The organism is Streptomyces odonnellii (assembly GCF_000981895.1).
In the GTDB taxonomy this organism is placed as follows: domain Bacteria; phylum Actinomycetota; class Actinomycetes; order Streptomycetales; family Streptomycetaceae; genus Streptomyces; species Streptomyces odonnellii.
Window position 1 is genome coordinate 1 of record NZ_LATD01000225.1, and the last position, 21,329, is coordinate 21,329.

13 protein-coding genes are annotated in these 21,329 nt (G+C 68.2%); 2 read left to right on the forward strand and 11 right to left on the reverse strand.

All coding sequences use genetic code 11. The annotated features are described in order from the left end of the window. Positions 1 to 67: 67 nt before the first annotated feature. The 9 genes from WH07_RS21070 to ngcE form a co-directional block, all read right to left on the reverse strand. Positions 68 to 1,528 (reverse strand): amino acid permease, encoded by a 1,461-nt coding sequence (locus WH07_RS21070; RefSeq protein WP_046502259.1) that lies wholly within the window; start codon positions 1,526 to 1,528, stop codon positions 68 to 70. 192 nt (positions 1,529 to 1,720) lie between these two features. Further along, positions 1,721 to 3,625 (reverse strand): 1-deoxy-D-xylulose-5-phosphate synthase, encoded by a 1,905-nt coding sequence (dxs, locus tag WH07_RS21075; protein ID WP_046502263.1) that lies wholly within the window; start codon positions 3,623 to 3,625, stop codon positions 1,721 to 1,723. Positions 3,626 to 3,905: 280 nt separating this feature from the next. Continuing rightward, entirely contained in the window at positions 3,906 to 5,225 is a 1,320-nt protein-coding gene (locus WH07_RS21080; protein WP_079023410.1) for a sugar ABC transporter permease, read from the reverse strand. Then, positions 5,222 to 6,010 (reverse strand): ATP-binding cassette domain-containing protein, encoded by a 789-nt coding sequence (locus tag WH07_RS21085; RefSeq protein ID WP_046502290.1) that lies wholly within the window; start codon positions 6,008 to 6,010, stop codon positions 5,222 to 5,224. Before WH07_RS21085 ends, WH07_RS21080 begins: the two co-directional genes overlap by 4 nt. Positions 6,011 to 6,252: 242 nt before the next feature. Then, positions 6,253 to 7,353 carry a substrate-binding domain-containing protein gene (locus WH07_RS21090; protein ID WP_046502266.1) on the reverse strand — a complete coding sequence of 367 codons (1,101 nt, stop codon included), beginning with the start codon at positions 7,351 to 7,353 and terminating at the stop codon, positions 6,253 to 6,255. Positions 7,354 to 7,486: 133 nt separating this feature from the next. Further along, positions 7,487 to 8,686 carry an ROK family transcriptional regulator gene (locus tag WH07_RS21095; protein ID WP_046502268.1) on the reverse strand — a complete coding sequence of 400 codons (1,200 nt, stop codon included), beginning with the start codon at positions 8,684 to 8,686 and terminating at the stop codon, positions 7,487 to 7,489. Positions 8,687 to 8,902: 216 nt separating this feature from the next. Further along, positions 8,903 to 9,835, reverse strand: coding sequence for a carbohydrate ABC transporter permease (locus WH07_RS21100; RefSeq protein ID WP_046502270.1), 933 nt, complete (start codon positions 9,833 to 9,835; stop codon positions 8,903 to 8,905). After that, positions 9,835 to 10,758 carry a carbohydrate ABC transporter permease gene (locus WH07_RS21105; RefSeq protein ID WP_046502273.1) on the reverse strand — a complete coding sequence of 308 codons (924 nt, stop codon included), beginning with the start codon at positions 10,756 to 10,758 and terminating at the stop codon, positions 9,835 to 9,837. Before WH07_RS21105 ends, WH07_RS21100 begins: the two co-directional genes overlap by 1 nt. 120 nt (positions 10,759 to 10,878) lie before the next feature. Further along, entirely contained in the window at positions 10,879 to 12,324 is a 1,446-nt protein-coding gene (gene ngcE, locus WH07_RS21110; RefSeq protein WP_046502275.1) for an N-acetylglucosamine/diacetylchitobiose ABC transporter substrate-binding protein, read from the reverse strand. Between the two features lie 546 nt (positions 12,325 to 12,870). On the opposite strand from ngcE, the gene WH07_RS21115 reads away from it, so the two are divergent. Further along, complete coding sequence (locus tag WH07_RS21115) at positions 12,871 to 16,731, forward strand: GH92 family glycosyl hydrolase (RefSeq protein WP_046502278.1); 3,861 nt, start codon at positions 12,871 to 12,873, stop codon at positions 16,729 to 16,731. A 97-nt stretch (positions 16,732 to 16,828) separates the two neighbouring features. On the opposite strand, the gene WH07_RS21120 is transcribed toward WH07_RS21115, so the two are convergent. Together WH07_RS21120 and acnA are read right to left on the reverse strand one after the other, a co-directional pair. After that, positions 16,829 to 17,098, reverse strand: coding sequence for a hypothetical protein (locus tag WH07_RS21120; protein WP_046502281.1), 270 nt, complete (start codon positions 17,096 to 17,098; stop codon positions 16,829 to 16,831). Positions 17,099 to 17,303: 205 nt separating this feature from the next. Next, a complete protein-coding gene (acnA, locus tag WH07_RS21125) occupies positions 17,304 to 20,033 on the reverse strand; it encodes an aconitate hydratase AcnA (RefSeq protein WP_198533847.1) in 2,730 nt (909 codons plus the stop codon). 560 nt (positions 20,034 to 20,593) lie between these two features. Between acnA and WH07_RS21130 the strand changes: the two genes are divergently transcribed. Beyond that, the gene (locus tag WH07_RS21130; protein WP_232788995.1) at positions 20,594 to 21,247 is read left to right on the forward strand and encodes a superoxide dismutase family protein; all 654 of its coding nucleotides are present in this window, start codon (positions 20,594 to 20,596) and stop codon (positions 21,245 to 21,247) included. Positions 21,248 to 21,329: the final 82 nt, after the last annotated feature.

Sequence of the window (21,329 nt, forward strand, 5' to 3'; positions counted from 1 at the left end):
CACCGCACGGACGACGCCAGCGGCTCGGCGAGCATGGCGGGCGGGCCGGGACGAGCCGCTGGCGGCGTCAGTGGGAGGCTCCGAGGCGGCTGTGGCCGCGTCCGTACAGCGCGTAGACCACAAGTCCGACGGCCATCCAGATCCCGAAGCGCAGCCAGGTCTCGGCGGGCAGGTTGAGCATCAGCCAGAGCGAGGCGAGCACGGACGCGACCGGCAGATACGGGACGAACGGGGTACGGAAGGACCGGGGCAGTTCGGGGCGGCGCCGGCGCAGGAGGATCACACCTGCCGCGACCACCACGAAGGCGAACAGCGTGCCGATGTTGACCAGTTCGGCGAGTTCCTGGATGGAGGTGAGGCCCGCGACGACCGCGACGACCAGCCCGAGCAGCACGGTCGAGCGGTACGGCGTGCCGAAGCGCGGGTGGACCTGGGAGAAGGTCCTGGGGAGGAGTCCGTCGCGGCTCATCGCGAAGAACACCCGGGTCTGGCCGAGGAGCAGGATCATGCAGACGGAGGTGAGGCCGACGGCCGCGCCGAAGCTGATGAGCCCGGCCCAGAAGGGATGGCCGACGGACTTGAAGGCGTCGGCGAGCGGGGCGTCCACCGAGAGCTGTGTGTAGTGCTGCATGCCGGTGACGACGAGCGAGACGGCGACATAGAGCAGGGTGCAGATGAAGAGCGAGCCGAGGATGCCGCGCGGGACGTCGCGCTGGGGGCTGACGGTCTCCTCGGCGACGGTGGCGACGATGTCGAAGCCGATGAAGGCGAAGAAGACGACGGCCGCGGCGGTGAAGATGCCCATGACACCGAAGTCGGTGGGGGTGTAGCCGACGATGAGCTGGATCAGCGGGGCGGTCAGGCCGCCCGCGGCGGGGCGAGGCCGGGCGGGCGGGATGAACGGCTGATAGTTCGACGCGGTGATGAAGAACGCGCCGACGACGATCACGATCAGGACGACGGTGACCTTGACGGCGACGATGACGGCGGTGATCCGCGAGGAGAGCTTCACTCCGGCGACGAGGACGGCGGTCAGGGCGAGTACGAGGATGAAGGCGAGCAGATCGAAACCGAACCGGTCGCCGTGGGTGCCGGACAGGGGCTCCGGCAGGCTCAGCCCCGCGTTGCCCAGCAGCACGCGCACATAGCCGGACCAGCCGACCGCCACGACCGCGCACCCCAGCGCCAGTTCGAGGACGAGGTCCCAGCCGATGATCCAGGCGGGCAGCTCGCCCAGCGAGGCGTACGCGAAGGTGTACGCGGAACCGGCCACCGGCACGGTCGAGGCGAACTCGGCGTAGCAGAGGGCGGCCAGACCGCAGACGACACCCGAGACGACGAACGCGATGGCGGTGGCGGGGCCCGCGTTCTCCCGGGCGACCACTCCGGTCAGTACGAAGATGCCGGTACCGATGATCACGCCGACGCCGAAGACCGTGAGATCGAGGGCGGAGAGCGACTTCCTGAGCGCGAACCCGGGGTCCTCGGTGTCACGGATGGACTGTTCCACGCCCTTGGTGCGGAACATCCCCTCCCCCACCGGTTCCGGGGCATGCTGTGTACTCACCGGCGTACCTCCGTGCGCGCGTCGTTCCGCACATGATCGGGAGGTCGCGCACCGCCGGATACCCGCAACGTCGAATTTCACACGGATGGGCCGGTCGGACCACCCGTACAGGGCGGACCGACCGGCCCATCAGTCGTTCGGGGGACAGCCGCCTCAGTCGCGGGCGGCCTCGGTGGGCGAGTCCTCCAGCCGGCCGTCCAGCCGTGCTACCAGGCCGGTGACCTGGCGGGCGATGTCCGGGGCGGTGAGGCCGATCTCGGCCAGGACCTCCTTGCGGGAGGCGTGGTCGAGGAAGCGCGGCGGGATGCCGAAGTCCCGCAGCGGTACGTCGACACCGGCGTCGCGCAGGCTCTGGGCGATCGCGGAACCGACGCCTCCGACGCGGCTGTTGTCCTCGACGGTGACGACGACGCGATGCTGCTCGGCGAGCGGGGCGAGCGCCTCGTCCACCGGCTTGACCCAGCGCGGGTCGACGACGGTGGTGGTGATGCCCTGCTTGTCGAGGAGCCCGGCGATCTCCAGGCACATCGGGGCGAGGGCGCCGACGGAGACCAGCAGGACGTCCGCCGGGCCCTCGGCCGGCCTGCGCAGCACGTCCATGCCGCCGACGCGGCCGACGGCGGCGACCGCGGGTCCCACGGCGCCCTTGGAGAAGCGGACCACGGTCGGGGCGTCGTCGATCGCCACCGCCTCGCGGAGCTGGGCGCGTACCTGGTCGGCGTCGCGCGGCGCGGCGATCCGCAGGCCCGGCACGACCTGAAGGATCGACATGTCCCACATGCCGTTGTGCGAGGCGCCGTCGGTGCCGGTGATCCCGGCGCGGTCGAGGACGAACGTCACTCCGCAGCGGTGCAGGGCGACATCCATCAGGACCTGGTCGAAGGCCCGGTTGAGGAAGGTGGCGTAGACGGCGAAGACGGGGTGGAGCCCGCCGGTGGCCAGGCCCGCCGCGGAGACCGCGCCGTGCTGCTCCGCGATGCCCACGTCGTACACCCGGTCGGGGAAGATCTTCGCGAACCGGTCGAGGCCCACGGGGTGGAGCATGGCCGCCGTGATGGCGACGATGTCCTCGCGCTCCCTGCCGAGCTTGACCATCTCCTCGCCGAACACGGAGGTCCAGTCGATGCCCGAGGACGCGATGGGGAGCCCGGTGTCGGGGTGGATCTTCCCCACGGCGTGGAAACGATCCGCCTCGTCCGCGAGCGCTGGCTGGTAGCCGCGGCCCTTCTCGGTGAGGCAGTGCACGATGACCGGGCCGCCGAAGCGCTTGGCGCGCAGCAGCGCGGACTCCAGGGCCTCGATGTCATGGCCGTCGATGGGGCCGACGTACTTGAGGCCGAGGTCCTCGAACATGCCCTGGGGGGCGATGAAGTCCTTGAGGCCCTTCTTGGCGCCGTGCAGGGTGTCGTAGAGGGGCCTGCCGACGACCGGGGTGCGCTCCAGGATGTCCTTGCCGCGGGCCAGGAAGCGTTCGTAGCCGTCGGTGGTGCGCAGGGTGGCGAGGTGGTCGGCGAGGCCGCCGATGGTCGGTGCGTACGAGCGCTCGTTGTCGTTGACGACGATGACGAGCGGGCGGTCCTTGGCGGCGGCGATGTTGTTCAGCGCCTCCCAGGCCATGCCGCCGGTGAGCGCGCCGTCCCCGATGACCGCGACCACGTGGTCGTCCTTCTTGAGGACCTGGTTGGCCTTGGCGAAGCCGTCGGCCCAGCCGAGCACGGTGGAGGCGTGCGAGTTCTCGATGATGTCGTGCTCGGACTCGGCGCGGGACGGGTATCCGGACAGGCCGCCCTTGCTCTTGAGCCGGGAGAAGTCCTGACGGCCGGTGAGCAGTTTATGGACGTACGACTGGTGGCCCGTGTCGAAGAGGATCTTGTCCTTGGGCGAGTGGAAGACACGGTGCAGGGCGATGGTCAGCTCCACGACACCGAGGTTCGGGCCGAGATGGCCGCCGGTCTTGGAGACGGCGTCCACCAGGAAGGACCGGATCTCCGCGGCCAGCTCCTCAAGCTGCTCCGGGCCGAGCCGGTCCAGATCGCGGGGGCCTCTGATGCGGGTCATCAACTCCCATTCGCCCACCCCCGCCCCTGCTCGGCGCGCGTCGCGCGGCACTTGCTTCACTGTGCCTCCTTGCGTATGAGCTTGCGATTGAGCTGGTCGGGCTGTGCCGATCCGGCGAGTCTAATGTTCCGCTCGCGCCCCTCGTCAGTGGGCCGTGGATAGTTCATCACTCGATCGGACGTATGTAGGTCATATGGGCGTCATCCGGAACACACCTGTGCCCGGCACCCCGGGAAGGGTGCCGGGCACGGGCCCGTACGGACGCGCAAGGGCCGGCCGGTCAGGCGCGGCCCGCGGTCTTCTGCGTCTTGCGGGTGATGGAGTCGATGACGACTGTGGCGAGAAGCACACCGCCGGTGATCATGTACACGATCGGGGTGGCGATGCCCTGGAGGGCGAGGCCGTACTGGATCGAGGTGATCACCATGACACCGAGCAGCGCGTTCCAGGTGCGGCCGCGGCCGCCGAAGAGGCTGGTACCGCCGATGACGGCCGCCGCGATCGCGTTCATCAGCAGGTCGCCGGTACCGGCGCCCTGGTTGGCCGCGGCGATCTTGGAGGCGATGAAGAGACCGCCGACGGCGGCGAACGTACCGGCGATGGAGTAGACCGAGATCCGGATCAGCGTGACGTTGATGCCCGCGCGGCGGGAGGCCTCGACGCTGCCGCCGAGCGCGAAGATCTTGCGGCCGTAGGTGGTGCGGCGCAGTACGAAGTCGGTGATGACCAGCACCGCCAGGAAGATCACCAGGGCGAGGGGCAGACCCTTGTACTGGTTGAACATGATCGCCGCGGCGAAGGCCACGACGGCGAGGACGGCCGTACGCAGCACGATCTCGCTCAGCGGCCGGGACGGCACACCGGCGGCCTCGCGGCGGCGGCTGTCCAGGAAGGAGGTCACGAAGAACACCACGACCGCGACGAGGGCGAGCCCGTAGGCGGCGGCGACATCGGTGAAGTAGTACGTGGTGAGCTTGGCGACCACGCTGTCCGCCGGCAGGTTGATGGTGCCGGAGTCGCCGAGGAGCTGGAGCATGAAGCCGAGCCAGAAGAGCAGACCGGCCAGGGTGACGGCGAACGCGGGTGCGCCGATCCGGGCGAAGAAGAAGCCGTGGATCGCGCCGATGAGCGCGCCGCCGGCGATGGCGATCACGAGGGCCAGCCAGTCGTTCACCCCGTGGGTGACGCTCAGCACGGCGAAGAGGGCGCCCGACACACCGCTGACCGAGCCGACCGACAGGTCGATCTCGCCGAGCAGCAGGACGAAGACGATACCGGTGGCGATCATGCCGGTGCCGACCATGGCCACGGAGATATTGCTGAGGTTCTCCGCGGACAGGAAGTTCGAGTTCAGGCTCTGGAAGACGACACAGATGATCAGCAGACCGAGGACGACCGGGATGGAACCCAGGTCACCGGCGCGTATCTTGCGCTTGAACTCCGCCAGATAGCCGCCGAACCCCTGCTCCCGTACGAGCAGCCGCGGGTCGACCGCGGTGACCGCGCCGTCCGCGGCCGCGGGCGCGTCGACCGGCGCGGGGGCCTTGTCCAGCGACGTGGCCGCCTGGCCGGCCGAGGGGGAGGTGTTCTCCGTACTCACTTCTGAACCTCCACGGTGCGCGACTGGCGGCGGGTCACGGCGTTGTCCGTGGCTCCGGTGATGGCCGCGATGATCTCTTCCTGCGAGGTGGACGCGACATCGAAGACGCCGTTGTTGCTGCCGAGCCTGAGCACGGCCACCTTGTCGGCGACGGCCTTGACGTCCGCCATGTTGTGGCTGATGAGCAGTACGGCGAGACCGCGCTCGCGCAGCCGCTCCACCAGGTCGAGCACCTGGGCGGTCTGCTCCACACCGAGGGCCGCGGTCGGCTCGTCGAGGATGACGAGCTTGGGCTCGCCGAGCATGGACCGGGCGATGGCCACGGTCTGGCGCTGGCCGCCGGAGAGCGAGGCGATCGGGATACGGACACTCGGGATGCGGATCGACAGGGTGGTGAGCAGCTCGCGCGAGCGGCGCTCCATCTCGACCTCGTTGAGCACGCCCCAGCTCCGCAGTTCACGGCCGAGGAAGAGGTTGCCGACGACATCGATGTTGTCGCACAGCGCGAGGTCCTGGTAGACGGTGGCGATGCCCAGGGTCTGGGCGTCGTGCGGCCTGGTGATCGAGACGGGCCTGCCTTCCCACTCGATGACGCCGTCATCGATGGGGTGCACGCCGGCGATGGTCTTCACCAGCGTGGATTTCCCGGCGCCGTTGTCGCCGACCAGGGCGACCACCTCACCGGAGTGGACCTCGAGCTCTACATCGGTGAGCGCCTGGACGGCACCGAATCGCTTGGAGACCCCTCGCAACGCCAGCACGGGCGTAGCGGTCACGTGAACCATCTCCTTCGCCGCCTGACCGGCGGGGATGCCGCGCCGGGGGGAGGCGCGGAGGTCGAGCAGAAGAGAACGGAGGGAGCCGGCCACGCGGTGCGGGGGCACGGTGCGCGGCACGGCGGCCGAGGTGGTTCCATCCGGCACCCCGCCCTAGCTGCGGGGCTGTTGAGTGGGCGGGGTGCCGGACAGGCTTCACCGGGGCAGGTCGCCGGGCGGGCCCGGCAGGGACCTCGGGGTCCCCGGAAGACCTACTTCAGACCGATCGCGTCACAGGCGGCCTTGTAGCCACCGGTGCAGATCTCGCCGACCGTGTAGATGCCGTCCTTGATGACGGTGTCGTTGATGTTGTCCTTGGTCAGCGACACGACCGGGACGAGCACCGACGGAACACCCTTGGTGGTCGGGCTGTCGACGGTGTCCTTCGCGATGGAGTCGAGCTTCTCGCCCTTGGCGAGCGCGACGGCCATCTCGGCGGCCACGGCGGCCTCTTCGGGGTAGGACTTGTAGACGCTCATGAACTGCTCGCCCGCGACGATGCGCTGCACACCGGCGAGTTCGGCGTCCTGGCCGGTGACCGGCGGGAGCTTGGTGAAGCCGGCGCCCTTGAGGGCGGTGATGATACCGCCGGCCATGCCGTCATTGGCGGAGTAGACGCCGATGATCTTGTCCTTGCCGATGGCGGCGATGGCGCCCTCCATGTTGGCGTTGGCGTTCTCCGGCTTCCACTCCTTGGTGTCGTACTCCTTGCCGATGTTCACCTTGCCGTCGAGCTGGGAGTGCGCGCCCTTCTTGAACAGGGCGGCGTTCGGGTCGGTCACGGCGCCGTTCATCATCACGATGTCGCCGGACTTGGCCTTGTCGCCGAGCGCTTCGAGAAGCGCCTTGCCCTGGACCCGGCCGACCTCTTCGTTGTCGAAGGAGGTGTAGGCGTCGATCGGCCCCTCGGCCAGTCGGTCGTACGCCACAACCGGTATGCCGGACTCCTTGGCCTTGGACACCGAGCTGGCGATGGCCTTGGAGTCGACGGCGTCCACGACGAGCACGTCGACCTTGTTGGTGATCATCGTGTCGACCTGCTGGTTCTGCAGAGTCGCATCCTGCTTGGCGTTGGCGTAGACGACCTTGCCGGTGCCGCCGGTCAGCTCGCTGACCTTCTTCTCCAGCAGCGGCTTGTCGAACTTCTCGTACCGGGCGGTCTCGTTCTCCGGCAGGAGCAGCCCGATCGTGATCGGGCCCTTGTTGTCCGACTTCGACGCTTCGGCGCTGTCACCGGACTCCTTCGCGCTGCCACAGGCGGCGAGGGAGACGGCCAGCGCGGTGGTGGCGGTGGCCACGGCAGCACGACGCATCTTTGCGTTCACTTCACAAACCTCCCTGACGAGGCCGCGTCGTTGCGGCCGAGGTGGCTGGAAGTCAACTCGGCTCCGGGGTCGGCGTCAAGGAGTAAATCCTTAACGAGATGACAACGGTGCCATTCGTTATCTAAGTGAAGGCAGGCGTGGTGGCTGGAATGACACTTTCCAAAAGGGTCGAATCGCCCATCTCGCTCAGTACGAGGGCGAGTGCGCCGAGCACCTCGGCCCGGCCGCCGAGCGCCCCGGGAAGCACCGAGAGCTGCCGGGCGGCGCTGGGTATCGCGTACCGGGAGACCGACTCGCGGATGGGTCCCAGCACCAGTTCCCCAGCCTCCGCCAAATCCCCGCCGAGCACCACCCGGCTGGGGTTCAGGAGGTTGCAGAGGTTCGCCACCCCGCTGCCGATGTGGCGGCCGACATCGGCGACGACCCGGCGGCAGCCCGGGTCGCCCTCGCGGGCGAGCTGGACGACGCGCTCCATCGTCAGATCGGCGCCGTGGCTGGACTCCAGGAGCGGCAGGACATACCGGGCGGCGGTGAAGGTCTCCAGGCAGCCGCGGTTGCCGCAGCGGCAGACCGGGCCCGACTCGTCCAGCGTGATGTGGCCGATCTCACCGGCCGTACCGCCGGGTCCGCGGTAGATCTGGCCGTCTATGACCAGCCCGGCGCCGACCCCGCTGGCGACCTTGATGTACGCCAGGTCCCTGACCCCGCGGCCGCTCCCCCAGACCAGCTCGCCGAGCGCGCCCAGGTTGGCGTCGTTGTCCACGTACACCGGTACGCCCAGGCGCGCGGCCAGTTCGTCGCTGGGGTTGATACCGCTCCAGCCCGGCAGTATCGAGGTGGAGCCGAGCGTGCCCGACTCGACGTCGATCGGCCCCGGCACGCCGAGTCCGACGCCGACCACCTTGGCGCGGCTGACTCCGGTGGTCACGATCAGCCGCTCGACCAGCTCCTCGGCGCGGCCGAATCCCTGGGCGGAGGAGGCGTCCACGTCGAGCGGCTCGGACTCCTCCGCGAGCACCTGGTGGGCGAGATTGCCGACGGCGACACGCAGATGGGTATGGCCGAAGTCGACCCCGATGACGATGCCGGCGTCCCCGCTGAGCGAGACGCTGCGGGCCCGGCGCCCGCCCGCCGAGGTGGGCGTGACCTGGACCGTGCCGCCGTCCTTCAGCTCGCGGACGATATTGGAGACCGTGGCCGCCGACAGTCCCGTGCTCCGGGCGATCTCCGCCTGGGTGAGCGAACCGGCCATACGCACCGCGCGTACGACCCGTTCGAGGTTGGCCCGGTGCAGAGACGACTGCGACCCTGGAGTCTCCACGACTCATCCACTCCTGCCCTTGGCAGGCGGCACGACCGCCGCCGCCGGCCGGGGCCGCGCCAATGAGACCCCGACGTATCTCCAACTTGTGAACCCTAAGCTCAGCCTTTCGGGCCGCTCCCCGTCAAGACCTTGAGCAATGCGGAAGACAGCAAACCGCCCGCCGACCAGTGCCGACGGGCGGTTCGTACGATTCGTGCCTCTACGGCGGCTCCGCTACTTCAGGGCTCCCGCTGTGAGACCGGCCACTACCTGGCGCTGGAAGATGATGTACGCGCCGAGCACCGGCAGCATCGCCATCACGAGTCCGGCGAACAGACCCGACCAGTCGCCCTTGTATCCCTGGCTGACCGCGAGCTGCACCAGTCCCTGCGAGAGGACCTTCTTCTCCGGGTCGGTGTTCAGCACCGTGGGCAGCAGGTACTGGTTCCACTGGCCCAGGAAGTTGAAGATCCCGACACTGATCAGGCCCGGCCTTGCCATCGGCAGCATCACCTGGAAGAAGGTCCGGGTGTGCGAGGCGCCGTCGATGATCGCCGCTTCCGCCACCGAGGTGGGCAGCGTCCTGAAGAAGGAGGTCAGGAAGAAGACCGTGAAGGGCAGCGAGTAGGCGATGTAGACCAGGATCAGGCCGTGGATGGTGTTCAGCAGGCCCAGGTTGTTCAGCACGTAGAACAGCGGGACCAGGGCCAGGATGACCGGGAAGCTCATCCCGCCGATGAACAGGTAGTAGATGAAGCGGTTCCCCGGGAACTCGAAGCGCGCCAGGACGTACGCGGCCATCGAGCCGAGCAGCAGCGTCCCCACCAGCGAACCGGCCACCACCAGAATGGTGTTGAGGAAGTAGTCGCTCATATGCGCCTGGGTCCAGGCGCGCGACCAGTTCTCGAAGTGCAGGGTGTCCGGCAGCGACCACGGCTCGGTGAAGATGGACTTGTCGTCCTTGAAGGACGTCATGACCGCCCACAGCAGCGGCATCACGACCAGGATGGCCCAGATGACCAGCACACCGTGCGAGAAGACGCTGAGGACGCCGCCCTTGGTCTCCTTCGCGGGCCGCGGGTCCGCCGTCTTGGCGAGCGGCGGGGCCTCGGCGGCCGGGGCCGGTTCCTGGGCGCCGGCGGGGGGAGAGGTGTCAGTGGTCTTCATCAGAACTCCAGCCGCTCACGTCGGCCCAGCCGCATCACGACGGCGGCGAAGGCCAGCGTGACGACGAGGAGGGCGACTCCGATCGTGGTCGCATAGGCCGCCTGACCGTCACGGAACGCCTTCTGGTAGACGAGCAGGGTCAGTACGTTGGTGGAATCGGCGGGCCCGCCCGGCCCCACGGTCATGATCTGGACGACCGCGAAGGACTCCGCGCCCAGGGCGAGGATGCCCATGTAGACCCACCCCGACTGCACCGTGTCCCACAGCAGCGGAAGCGTGATGCGGAAGAAGGTGGTGAAGCGGTTCGCGCCGTCCAGCAGCGCCGCCTCGTAGAAGTCCTTGGGGATGGAGGCCATGCCCGCGGAGAACAGGACCACGAAGAAGCCGGTGGTGGACCACACCAGGACGGCCATCACACACCACAGCGCCAGATCGGGATCGCCCAGCCACTCCGGCTTCACACTGCCCAGACCGAACGCGTCGAGCGCCGAGTTGATGGCACCGCTGTTCGGGTTGTACGCGAACTGGAAGAGCAGCGCGACAATCGCGATCGAAAGCACCTGCGGAAAGAAATACACGATCTTGTAGAAGCCGGAACCGCGCACACCCGAAATCGCGGCTCCCTTCCTCCGGCGCCCGCCGACATTCAGCATGAAGGCGAAGAACAGCGCCAGTCCGAGCACCACCACCGGAAGCAGCAGCGCGAAGAGCAGACTGTGCCGGAGAGAACTCCAGAAGGTGCTGTCGTCCAGCATCCGGGTGTAGTTGTCGAAGCCGACCATCGCGAAGTCGGGGCTGAGCCCGGTCCAGTCCGTGAACGAGTAATAGATGGACTGGATGAACGGCCATACGACGAAAAGCGCGTACAGCGCCAGCGGGGCGACGAGAAACCCCACGATGAACCGGTACTTGCCGTGTTGCATGTCTCCCGACCCCGAATCCCGGCGGGTGCCGCCGTGCCGCCCTGGAGAGCCCGTCGGACTCCGTACGGGCCGACGGGCCGGAACCGGAGGCCCCGGCGGGGCCTCCGGCCGCTTCCGCTCCTACTGGTGCTTGTAGTGCTTGATGGAGCTGTCCTTGGCCGCCGCGTCGGCGTACTCCTGGGCCTTGTTCATGGCCTCGGCCGGGGTCATGCGGCCGGCCATCATCTCGCCGAGCACGCCCACGCCGATCTTCTCCTTCTGGAGGGCGGCGTACCAGTCCTGGAGCCGCGGGTTCAGCACGTTGTCGCCCGCCTTGGCGAGGGCGTCGACACCGGACTGGAGCGCGGTGGACAGGGTCAGGCCGTCGGTGCCGCCGTTGAAGGAGGTGAGCGACTTGACCTTGGTGGTGAAGTTCTTCGACGAGGCCTCGCTCAGCATGATGCGGAGCTGCTCCATGCCGCCGTCTGGGTTCTTGGCCTTCGACGGGACGATGAAGGGCTCACCGCCCGAGGCCCAGATGGTGCCGAACGGCAGCTTGTCCGAGCTGTCCAGACCGGACGGCGCGGCCACCTTCATCTGGAAGTCCGCCGGTGTGGTCTTGGCCGCCTCGTTCTCCACCCAGGAGCCGTTCGGGATGAACAGCGCCTTGCCCTCGGTCCACGCGGTCTGCGACTGGATGTGGTCGAGTCCGGGGGTGCCCTGGAGGATGTAACCCTTCTTGAACAGCTCGTAGTACGCCTCGAAGGCGGACTTCACGGCCGGGTTCTTCCAGGCGTTCGGCTCCAGGTTGTCGATCGCGTCGAGGACCTCGCGACCGCCGATCTTGCCGATGAACGGGTAGAGCGAGAACGGGATGTAGTACGGGTACTTGCCCGCGTACGTCCAGCCGGCGATGCCCTTCTTCTTGGCCTTCTCGCAGAGGGCCAGCATCGCGTCCCAGTCCTCGGGGTACTCCGCGTCCAGCTTGTCGAGCGCGGTCTGCGAATACCACACGCCGTACACCGTGTAGGCGTAGTACATGATCCAGACCGGGTCGCCGTCGAACTGGCCCATCTCGACGACACCGGGACGCAGCGTGTCACGGACCTTCTTGGCCGGGTCGTCGTACGACGGGGCGTCCAGCAGCGGGGTGAGGTCGGCGAGTTGCTTCTTTCCGACGAGGACGCCCATGTCCATCTGCTCGGCGCCCGAGTTGTCGATCAGGTCCGGCGGGGTGCCGCCGTTGAAGCGCGGCTGGAGCTGCGACTGGATCTTCTGAGTCGGGGTGAACGTCACCTTCGCCTCGGGGAAGGCCTTCTCGTACTGCTTGACGGCGTCCGTGGCGTACTCCGTACCGAAACCGCCGTCGAACAGGACGAAGTCGAGCGGCGCGGTCGCGTTGACCCCGAGCGGGTTCTTCGCGGACTTCTCGCCCTTCTCGACCTTGTTGTCGCTCCCGCTGTCGCTGCTCGCGCAGGACGCCAGGAAGCTCATCGTCGGGACGGTGATCAGGCCGATCGCGGCGGACCGCTTGATCACATCACGACGGCCGAGGCCCCCGTTGTGCTGAGCGGAGGTGGATCCCATGCTCAAGTCCTCGCCTTCTCCAGGACTCAGGCGGTGTGCCGGTCGCCCGTGCTTCTCGCCTGAGGAGAAGGGCCCCGCCACCGCGGTCAATTGAAGCTGGGTCGTGCAGGATCGTGCTTGTCGCGTCGTTGAGTCGGATGTCGTCGCTCGCGTCTGCTGCTTCGCTCGCTCCGATCGGGGGAGCACGGGCCAGGACGGACCGGCCGGAAGTGGACAGAGCCCTCCCCGCCGTCCCCTGTCCCCCTACATGTTGTCCGCCACTGCGGGAAACACCAGGGGCGGACGCCGACAGGTATAGTCCACTTCCCGTCAACTGAGCAAGATCGAAAGCGGGTTTGGGCGGCAGTCTTTCCCTAGTTGAGACCTCGCGGATATCCGAGCCGGTTGTGTACTCATTCGACCACCTCCGACCTCTTCGGAATGGCCGATTCCGAAAGTTCCACCCGCGCAACACCCTTGACACCATCCTGCACTTGGCCCCTACTGGACCCTGCGCTCTCGTTTGACAACGTTGTCCGACTTGGTACGCAGGAGGAAAGGCTCGGTATGCAGGAGAGATCCGGACCCCGGCGCAGACAATGGCACACCGCCGCCCTGGTGGCGGCCGCCGCTCTGCTCGTCGTAACGGCACAGTCCGCCGCCGTGGCACAGCCCGCCCGGCCCGGGCCCGCGGAAAAGGAATTCACGTCATCCTTCGAGGCGGACGAAAAACAGCCGGACTGGCGCAATACCGTTGAAGTGGGGCCCGCCGGAGAGAAGCGGGCATCCGGTGTCGACGGCGGCTTCACCAGCGGAATCCCGGGCAATGTCACCGACAGGGTCGTGGAGCTGCGCGCGAGCGGCGAGAACTCCGGCTCCGGCGAGACCAAGGAGAACCTGGTCGATGTCCAGTCGGCCAGCAAGTGGCTGGCGTTCAGCAGGACCGCGTGGGTCGAGTTCGATCTCGACGCCCCGGTCAAGGTCGTCACATACGCGCTGACCTCGGCGAACGACCACGCGGAGCGCGACCCCAGGGACTGGAAGCTCCAGGGCTCCGCGGACGGCAAGGAGTGGAAGGACCTCGACACCCGCACGGGCGAGACCTTCGGCCAGCGCTTCCAGACCAAGTCGTACGAGTTCGCCAATACCGTCGCGTACCAGCACTACCGGCTGGACATCACGGCCAACAACGGTGGTACGGACGCCACTCAGCTCGCCGACGTCCAGTTCTCCAACGGTGACACGGGCACGCCGCCGCCCCAGGACATGCGCACCCAGGTCGACCGCGGCCCCTCCGGCTCCCCCACCGCCAAGTCCGCCGCGGGATTCACCGGAGTGCGGGCGCTGAAGTACGCCGGTACGCACCAGCCGGACGGGCGGGCGTACTCGTACAACAAGATCTTCGACGTCAACACGGCCGTGCGGCGCGACACCGCGCTCTCGTACCGGATCTACCCCGCCATGGGCGAGACGGATCTGAACTACCCGGCCACGAACGTCTCCGTCGATCTCGCCTTCACCGACGGCACCTATCTGAGCGACCTGAAGGCCGTCGACTCCCACGGCGGGCTGCTGACCCCGCAGGGCCAGGGCGCCGCCAAGCGGCTCTACGTCAACCAGTGGAACCAGGTCGACGCGCGGATCGGTACGGTCGCCGCGGGCAGGACCGTCGACCGGATCCTGGTGGCGTACGACTCGCCGCAGGGCCCCGGCACCTTCCAGGGCTGGATCGACGACATCACCCTGGCGCCCAAGGCGCCCGAGAAGCGGCTCGCGCACCTCTCGGACTACGCGTCCACCACGCGCGGCACCAACTCCAGCGGCTCCTTCTCGCGCGGCAACACCTTCCCGGCGACGGCCGTGCCCAACGGTTTCAACTTCTGGACCCCGGTGACCAACGCCGGGTCGAACAGTTGGCTGTACGAGTACAGCCGAGGCAACAACGCCGACAATCTGCCGACCGTGCAGGCCTTCAGCGCCAGCCATGAGCCCAGTCCCTGGATGGGCGACCGGCAGACCTTCCAGTTGATGCCGTCGGCCGCCGAGGGCACGCCCAACGCGTCACGTACGGCGCGGGCGCTGCCGTTCCGGCACGAGAACGAGACGGCGAAGCCGCACTACTACGGAGTGACGTTCGAGAACGGCCTCCGGACGGAGATGACGCCGACCGATCACGCGGCGATGGTGCGGGTGACCTATCCGGGCGCCGACGCGAGCATGATCTTCGACAACATCTCCAACGCGGGCGGGCTGACCCTCGATCCGGAGAACAGTTCCTTCACCGGTTTCTCGGATGTCAGGAGCGGCCTGTCGGCGGGCGCCACGCGCCTGTTCGTATACGGCGTCTTCGACGCGCCCGTCACTGCGAGCGGCAAGCTGTCCGGCGGCGGGGGCTCGGATGTCACCGGGTATCTGCGCTTCGACGCGGGGGATGACCGTACGGTCAGTCTGCGTATCGCGACTTCACTGATCAGTGTGGACCAGGCGAAGAAGAACCTCGCCGACGAGATCCCCGCGGGCACGCGCTTCGAGCGGGTCAAGGACCGGGCGCAGGACGCCTGGGACGACATCCTCGGCAGGGTGGAGGTGGAGGGCGCGGACCACGACCAGCTCACCACGCTCTACTCCAGCCTCTACCGGCTGTATCTGTATCCCAACTCCGGCTTCGAGAACACCGGTTCGCGGTCGCGTCCGAAGCAGCAGTACGCCAGCCCCTTCTCGCCGAAGGCCGGCCAGGACACCCCGACGCAGACCGGCGCGAAGATCGTCGACGGCGAGGTGTACGTCAACAACGGCTTCTGGGACACCTACCGGACGACCTGGCCCGCGTACTCGCTCCTCACCCCGAAGCGGGCGGGCGAGCTGGTCGACGGCTTCGTCCAGCAGTACAAGGACGGTGGCTGGATCTCCCGCTGGTCCTCCCCCGGCTACGCCGACCTGATGACCGGCACCAGCTCGGATGTCGCCTTCGCGGACGCGTATGTCAAGGGAGTCGACTTCGACGCGGAGGCGGCATACGAAGCGGCGCTGAAGAACGCCACCGTGGTGCCGCCGAGTTCGGGCGTGGGCCGCAAGGGCATGGAGACCTCCCCCTTCCTCGGCTACGCCTCGACGGAGACGCACGAGGGCCTGTCCTGGTCGCTGGAGGGCTACCTCAACGACTACGGCCTGTCGCAGATGGGCGAGGCGCTCTACAAGAAGACCAAGAAGGCGCGCTACAAGGAGGAGTCGGAGTACTTCCGCAACCGCGCGCAGAAGTACGTCACCCTCTTCGACTCCAAGGCCGGCTTCTTCCAGGGCCGTGACCTCAAGGGCGACTGGCGGGTTCCCTCGGAGCAGTACGACCCGAGGGTGTGGGGGTACGACTACACCGAGACGAACGGCTGGGGTTACGCCTTCACCGCCCCGCAGGACTCGCGCGGCCTGGCGAACCTGTACGGCGGCCGGAAGGGCCTCGCGCAGAAGCTGGACACCTACTTCGCGACGCCCGAGACGGCCGGCCAGGAGTTCGTCGGCTCGTACGGCGGTGTCATCCACGAGATGACGGAGGCGCGGGACGTACGGATGGGCATGTACGGCCACTCCAACCAGGTCGCCCACCACGCCACGTACATGTACGACGCGGCCTCGCAGCCCTGGAAGACCCAGGAGAAGGTCCGCGAGGTCCTGAGCCGCCTCTACGTCGGCAGCGAGATAGGGCAGGGCTACCACGGCGACGAGGACAACGGCGAGCAGTCCGGCTGGTACCTCTTCTCGGCGCTGGGCTTCTATCCGCTGGTGATGGGCAGCGGGGAGTACGCGATAGGCTCGCCGCTCTTCACCAAGGCGACGGTCCATCTCGACAACGGCCGCACGCTGGTGGTCAAGGCCCCGAAGAACAGCCGCGAGAACATCTACGTCCAGGGCCTCAAGGTCAACGGCAAGTCCTGGAACTCAACCGCCCTCCCGCACGAGCTGATCGCCCGCGGCGGCACGCTGGAGTTCGCGATGGGCCCGCGGCCGTCGAAGTGGGGCACGGGCCGCAACGCCGCCCCGGTCTCGATCACCGAGGACGACAGGGCCCCGTCCCCGCGGACCGACGCGCTCACCGCGTCGGGCCCGCTCTTCGACAACTCCTCCCGCACGGAGGGCCAGGTCGGGACCGTGGACCTCCCGGCACCCGCCGGAACCCGAGCGGTCCAGTACACCCTCACCTCGTCGACGGCCGCGAAGGCCCCGACGGCCTGGACCCTCCAGGGCTCGACGGACGGCGGCACCACCTGGCGCACCATCGACACCAGGTCGTCCCAGTCCTTCACCTGGGACAAACAGACCCGGGCCTTCACCATCGCGAGGCCGGGCACGTACGAGAAGTACCGCTTGGTGAACGACAGCGCACCGGCACCGGCGGAGCCCCCGGCACTGGCGGAGGTGGAACTGCTCAGGTAACACCCTGAGTTGCACCCCGGAAGCGGGTCACCGGCACGGCCCGGTGACCCGCTTCCTGCTCTCCGCCACGACTCAGCCCTCGGCGGCGCGGCGGAGGTCAGGCATCAGGGATGTCCGTCTTTGCCGCGCTGAGCACATTTCCCGGGATGACCACGAGCCGTTCGTCAGCGGCGAGAGCGACGCCTTCCGGCAGTCGCGGTGCGTAGTGAGACGTGAGGTCCCTGCCGATCACCGCGATATCGCCATTGTCGAGCCGCCAGATGTCCGGGCATTCATCCTCCGTCTTGGAATTGCCCAGCTCTTCGGCCGACTTTCCGAGTCGCCGCTCGAATAACGCGGACGGATCGGCCTCCCAGGCACGAGCCATGTCTGCCTCCACTCGGTTGGTCTCGCGTGTTGATCGAGTGCGCAACTGCCCCACAGCGTATATGCGTCCGATTACTCAGAGCAACGGCCCGCAAGGCAAGTTCGCGCCGCCACACGGCAAGGGCCGTGCCCCGTACGCGTACGTACGGGTCACGGCCCCCGGCTCATCGCTCCCGGCTCATCGCCGTCGGCGCGGCGGTCGGCGCCTACTTGCGGATCAGGCTCCGCAGCACGTACTGCATGATCCCGCCGTTGCGGTAGTAGTCCGCCTCGCCGGGCGTGTCGATGCGGACGACCGCGTCGAACTCCACGCCCGTGTCCGTGGTGACCTTGACCGTGCCGGGCGTGGTGCCGTTGTTGAGTTCCGTCACGCCGGTGAAGGAGAAGGTCTCCTCGCCCGTCAGGCCCAGCGCCTGCGCCGACGCGCCCTCCGGGTACTGGAGCGGGAGGACGCCCATGCCGATCAGGTTCGAGCGGTGGATGCGCTCGTACGACTCGGCGATGACGGCCTTCACGCCCAGCAGCGCGGTGCCCTTCGCCGCCCAGTCGCGGGACGAGCCCGAGCCGTACTCCTTGCCCGCCAGGACGACCAGCGGGACGCCCGCCGCCTGGTAGTTCTGCGAGGCGTCGTAGATGAAGGAGACCGGGGCGCCCTCGCGGGTGAAGTCGCGGGTGAAGCCGCCCTCCGTGCCCGGCGCGATCTGGTTGCGCAGGCGGATGTTGGCGAAGGTGCCGCGGATCATCACCTCGTGGTTGCCGCGGCGCGAGCCGTACGAGTTGAAGTCGCGACGCTCGACGCCGTGCTCCGTGAGGTACGTACCGGCCGGGGTGTCGGCCTTGATCGCGCCCGCCGGGGAGATGTGGTCGGTGGTGACCGAGTCGCCCAGCTTGGCCAGCACCCGCGCGCCGGTGATGTCCTCGACCGGGGTGGTGTCCATCGTCATGCCCTCGAAGTACGGGGGCTTGCGGACGTAGGTCGACTGCGGGTCCCACTCGAAGGTGTTGCCGGTCGGGATCGGCAGCGCCTGCCACTGCGCGTCGCCCGCGAAGACGTCCTGGTAGGACTTGTTGAACATGTCCTCGCCGATGGCGTTGGCCACCACGTCGTTGACCTCGGCCTCGGTGGGCCAGATGTCTTCGAGGTAAACGGGCTTGCCGTCCTGGTCGATGCCCAGGGCGTCCCTGGTGATGTCGACCTTCATCGAGCCGGCGATGGCGTACGCGACGACCAGCGGCGGGGACGCCAGGTAGTTCATCTTGACGTCGGGGTTGATCCGGCCTTCGAAGTTGCGGTTGCCGGAGAGCACCGAAGTGACGGCCAGGTCGTGCTCGTTGACGGCCTTGGAGACCTCCTCGGGCAGCGGGCCCGAGTTGCCGATGCAGGTGGTGCAGCCGTAACCGACCAGGTTGAAGCCGACCTTGTCGAGGTACGGGGTCAGGCCCGCCTTGTCGAAGTAGTCGGTGACGACCTTGGAACCGGGGGCGAGGGTCGTCTTGACCCACGGCTTGCGGGACAGGCCCTTCTCGACCGCCTTCTTGGCCACGAGCGCGGCGGCGACCATGACGTACGGGTTCGAGGTGTTGGTGCAGGAGGTGATCGCGGCGACGGTGACGGCGCCGTGGTCGATCTCGTACGTCGAACCGTCGGGCGCCGTGACCAGCGTCGGCCGCGTCGGTACGCCGTCGGCGGAGGCCGGCGCGTCGGAGGCCGGGAAGGACTCCTTGCCCGCCTCCTCGTCCTCGGTGACGTAGTTCCGTACGTCCTCCAGGAACCTCTGCTTGGCCTCGGCCAGGACGATACGGTCCTGGGGGCGCTTCGGGCCCGCGATGGAGGGGACGACCGTGGCGAGGTCCAGCTCCAGTTTCTCGGAGAAGTCGGGCTCGGCGGCCGGGTCGAGCCAGAGGCCCTGCTCCTTGGCGTACGCCTCGACGAGCGCGACCTGCTGGTCGCTGCGGCCGGTCAGCCGCAGGTACTTGAGGGTCTCGTCGTCGATCGGGAAGATCGCGGCGGTGGAGCCGAACTCCGGGGACATGTTGCCGATGGTGGCGCGGTTCGCGAGCGAGGTGGCGGCGACGCCCTCGCCGTAGAACTCCACGAACTTGCCGACGACGCCGTGCTTGCGCAGCATCTCGGTGATCGTGAGGACCAGGTCGGTGGCGGTGGTTCCGGCGGGCAGCTCGCCCGTCAGCTTGAAGCCGACGACACGCGGGATGAGCATCGAGACGGGCTGGCCGAGCATCGCGGCCTCGGCCTCGATGCCGCCGACGCCCCAGCCGAGCACACCGAGGCCGTTGACCATGGTGGTGTGCGAGTCGGTGCCGACGAGGGTGTCGGGGTACGCCTGGCCGCCGCGGACCATGACCGTACGGGCCAGGTGCTCGATATTGACCTGGTGGACGATGCCGGTGCCGGGCGGGACGACCTTGAACTCGTCGAACGCGGTCTGGCCCCAGCGCAGGAACTGGTAACGCTCCTTGTTGCGCCCGTACTCCAGCTCCACGTTCTGCGCGAAGGACTCGGGCGTACCGAACTTGTCGGCGATCACGGAGTGGTCGATGACCAGCTCGGCCGGGGCCAGCGGATTGATCTTCGCCGGGTCGCCGCCCAGCTCCTTGACGGCCTCACGCATGGTGGCGAGGTCCACGACGCAGGGCACACCGGTGAAGTCCTGCATGATCACACGGGCCGGGGTGAACTGGATCTCCTGGCTCGGCTGGGCCTGGGAGTCCCAGCCGCCGAGCGCGCGGATGTGAGCGGCGGTGATGTTCGCGCCGTCCTCGGTACGGAGCAGGTTCTCCAGCAGCACCTTCAGGCTGTAGGGGAGGCGCGCGGAGCCCTCGACCTTGTCCAGCCGGAAGATCTCGTACGACTCGCCGCCCACGCGCAGCGTGCTGCGGGCGTCGAAGCTGTTCGCCGACACGACAGTCTCCTTCATCAATGTGCGCGTACTACCGCGCCGTACCTCTATAACCGACTACCGCCGCGCGATGCCGCCACGGCCCTCGCCGATCCGCTAAGGTAAGACTTGGTTAGGTAACCCTTACCGACTGGCGGCTGCGGGTACGCCTCGGCAGATATCTCGATGTCGAGATAACTCTAGTACATGCCCGCCGCGCGGTCATGCGCGGGCCCGGCTGACCGCTCGCCCGGCCCGCCGGGCCGAACCGCTCCTCTCACCGTGAAGCCGCGCGTCGGTCGTCGTCGGTCGTTCGGACATCGTCGGTCGTTCGGCCGCCGTCGGTCCTTCGGTCGTCGTCAGTCGTATGGAGGAGCCCGGCGGGCGGGGTTTTCGGGTGGGGCGGGCGGCGCGCTGGGGCGCTGTTGGTGCTTGCCGGTGGTAGTTGTACGGTCACTTTCCGGAGCTGCCAGGGGTCGTGCTCGTCGTTACGCTCGCCTCAGTGGGCGGTGGATGGCGCGGACTCGCCAGGTCATACGTCGGGCCGCCACCATCGACCACGCTGGACTCCTCATCCCCGCCATCGAAGGAGACCACCCGTGAAGCCCGTGAAACTGATGAAGCCCGCGAGGATCCCTCGCAGGGCGTCCGCCGCTCTCGCCGTCACGGCGCTGCTCACCTCGCCGGCCACCAGCGCGTTCGCACAGGACGGAACTCGTTGGGTGAAGACGGAGGAGGTGAGGGCGGCGGGGGTGTTCGTACCGCCGTCACCGGCCCGGCTCGCCACGGCGCTGACGTACGACGTGAAGCTGGTGCCCGTGGGCGCGCGCATCGCCGTCGTCGAGCGGGTGGGGGACCGCGCCGGCGGGCATGCCGGCCGGGAGGCAGCCGACTCGGCCACCGATGTCCGGCTCGGCGTGAGCGGGCTGCTGCCCAACCGGATGTACGGCGCACATGTGCACACCGAACCGTGCGGCCGCACCCCGGAAGACGCGGGGCCGCACTACCAGAACGTCAAGGACCCCGAGCAGCCCTCCACCGACCCCGCCTACGCCAACCGGGAGAACGAGGTCTGGCTGGACTTCACGACCGACAGCGGCGGCCGGGCCGCCTCGGAGTCCCGGCACACCTGGCGTTTCCGGCCGGGCGGGGCGGGGTCGGTGGTCATCCATGAGCACGGGACGGCGACGACCCCGGGCGAGGCGGGAACGGCGGGCGCGCGGCTCGCCTGCCTCACTGTGCCCTTCGAGTGAACGCCGGGGCACGGCGGGATCGTTCGTCGGTACGGGAGACCGTTCCGTACCGGGGGGGTACGGAGTACCGGGGGTACGGGTG